The sequence below is a fragment of the Moorena sp. SIO4E2 genome (genome assembly GCF_010671945.1).
Classification (GTDB): Bacteria; Cyanobacteriota; Cyanobacteriia; order Cyanobacteriales; family Coleofasciculaceae; genus Moorena; species Moorena producens.
Genome location: NZ_JAAHIE010000817.1, coordinates 1 through 2673, shown reverse-complemented (window position 1 = coordinate 2673; position 2673 = coordinate 1). Strand labels below are relative to the sequence as shown.

The 2673-nt window shown below is 41.9% G+C and carries 2 protein-coding genes; one reads left to right on the top strand and one right to left on the bottom strand.

Going from position 1 to position 2673, the window contains the following annotated elements:
- Positions 1-130: 130 nt before the first annotated feature.
- Complete coding sequence (locus F6K37_RS37625) at positions 131-385, bottom strand: hypothetical protein (protein WP_287256131.1); 255 nt, start codon at positions 383-385, stop codon at positions 131-133.
- A 510-nt stretch (positions 386-895) separates the two neighbouring features.
- On the opposite strand from F6K37_RS37625, the gene F6K37_RS37620 reads away from it, so the two are divergent.
- Positions 896-1732, top strand: a complete 837-nt coding sequence (locus tag F6K37_RS37620; protein WP_287256129.1) for an esterase/lipase family protein — start codon at positions 896-898, stop codon at positions 1730-1732.
- The last annotated feature ends 941 nt before the right edge of the window (positions 1733-2673 follow it).

Genomic DNA, 2673 nt, shown 5'->3' with positions numbered 1-2673 from the left:
TTAGCCGCAGAAATAATTTCCACGGCTATAGGTTTTGATGATGACTACAATTTTTTAACCAAACCTAAACACAATCCCATGTCATGAGACCTGATGTTTTGGCCAGGGGGGTTACCCCCCCTCAACTAGTTTAATCGATAATGAGGTACTTGGTCATCATCGTGATGAATTCCCCTGGGATGCCCGTGGGCTGAAGGGGGCTCCACTCCGAGATTTCCGCGTAACGCAGGGCATATAGGGTATGCATGGTCTTAATTATGGCCTTACGTGACCCTTTAAGAATGTGCTTAACTGGGTATTTTTTTGGAGAAGGTTCCTGAGGAGTATTAGCGGGAGTAATCTCTTCAGGATTGTTGTTTTCGTTTGGGATAAACTCTTCAGTCATCGTTAAAACCTTTGCTTGAAATTTATATTATAATCATAATGATTATAAATTATTTTGTCAAGGGGTTTTAGAAAATATTTTTTGAGGGGGGATTTAAATAAAATGTACGGAAAGGAAATAGAATATTGTTTTTTTTTAAGGAAAAAGGGAATAGTTGTGTAGGGTGCGTTAGGGGTGGACTTGCCCTAATTGTTTGCTCAAGCGCCAGCCTTAGTATAGTCCGCCCCGTAACGCACCACCAGGTCAAACAGCCAAAGTAAAATTCACAAAAAAAATGTTAGCGTTCGCGTAGCGTCTCTTTCAGAGAATCGCATTTTTTTGATAAGTAATTTTATCGAGAGTATCGGTAATAGTAAATCGAAAAAGTAATTAATTTTGATAATTTTTTCCCGATTCCCGATTCCCGATTCCCGACTCCCGACTCCCTATTTTTCCCTGTGTTAAACTAAATCAAGATTTGGTTTAAAGCATCAACTGGTTAATGCTATATAGTTAACTGGAGGCTAATCCTTGACTAAAATAATCGGCTTGATGGAAATCTCAAGCCATCAGGACTCATTGCCCAGTGCGGATGTCGTATTTGTTCACGGGCTGGGAGGGGATGCTAGAAGCACGTGGCATCCTAAGGGAAAACAGGATGATGATGACTTTTGGCCAGTTTGGTTAGGAAAAGAACAGCTAGGTCTTAATATCTGGTCTTTTGGGTATGACGCTGAAGGGACAAACTGGAAAAGCAACAGCAGTATGCCCCTTTTCGATCAAGCCAGTAATTTATTAGATTGGTTAGATATTCACGAGCTCGGTAAGCGTCCATTAGTATTTATTACTCACAGTATGGGCGGGCTTTTAGTAAAAAAAATGCTTAGTAGTGCCTTGACGTTTCAAAAACAAGCTATTCTTGAGAAGACTAAAGGGATTGTATTTATGGGTACTCCCCACACTGGTGCTAATCTAGCTAATTTAATTGATAATATTGGCGTTCTGGCACAAACTACAGTAAGTGTAAAGGAACTAAAAGCTCATTCCCCTCAGTTACGAGAATTGAATGAATGGTATCGAGAAAATGTTCGGAGTTTAGGCATTGCCACAAAGGTCTATTATGAAACCCAGCCTGTAAAAGGAATTTTGGTGGTAGACCCAGATAGTGCCAATCCAGGCATTGAAAAAGTGAAGCCGGTTGCTCTGGCAAATAACCACATTGACCTGTGCAAACCAGAGTCTCAAAACAGTCAGGTCTATCTTGGTGTCAAGAAATTTATCAAAGAATGCCTCAACACTCCTGTGCGCCTAAAGGATGACAGCAACGGAACAGTTTATGTTGGCGAGATTCCTATTCATGAGCATTAGCTGAAGTCGTCGGGGCGCTATGATCAGGCCAAACCCCTCTATCAAAAGGGAGCATCCCATTTTGGAAACAATATTACCCAAAGCAACGATATTTCAAGGGTTTCAGCCCCCTAAAAAGAGCTAACGTGCCAAATTGGGATGCTCCCTATCAAAAGGCTTTGGATATTGCAGAACGACTGTAAATATTTGTGATAATTTGGAAAGTTGGCGCGATATCCTTAATAATCCCTAATTTTTGAGGACTATACCTAATAAATTGGCTATTTTGCGCGATTTTTTCAAAAAACTAATCAGTTATTAACAGGACTTACGCGGTTAAGTTGATTTCGCCTCCCTAGTTACCCAATTTTGCGGTGCGACCCGAAGGCGCGCGCAAAGAGCGAATTTAATTCGCCAACGGAAAGCGCACCGTAGGGGGTAATGATGTCAAATTCACCCCTAGTCCTCCAATTGTGGGGTTTTAATGATGTCAAAGTTTCCCCTAGCTCCCCAATTTTGGGGTTTAATGATGTCAAAGTCCCCCAGAGGGGGATTTAGGGGGCAAATGCGATTGACCGTAGGTCACGCTACGCGATGAAGCGTTCGCGTAGCGTGGCCCAAAGGCCTCAGCTTCCGCTAAAAGCGATTGACCGAAAGTCACGCTACGCGAACGCATTCTCAACCCAACAACGAAACAATAGCTATCTTTATCAAATTCCTATCAAAAGCGCTATTATAATAAAAGATTAACATATCTTATATTTACTTCCCACACTAACCACAGCTCCCACACTCCCCGCGCCCCCGCCCCACCCGCTATTTCACGTAACTGGATAATATTCTTCGGCCAACACTTGACATTTTTCAGTAAAGTGTAAGTATATAGACCCCAAAAGCAATTAGTGAAATTACTAGAACCATGAGTTTATCCCTAAAGCAGCTGACCGTTTATCTGACATTGC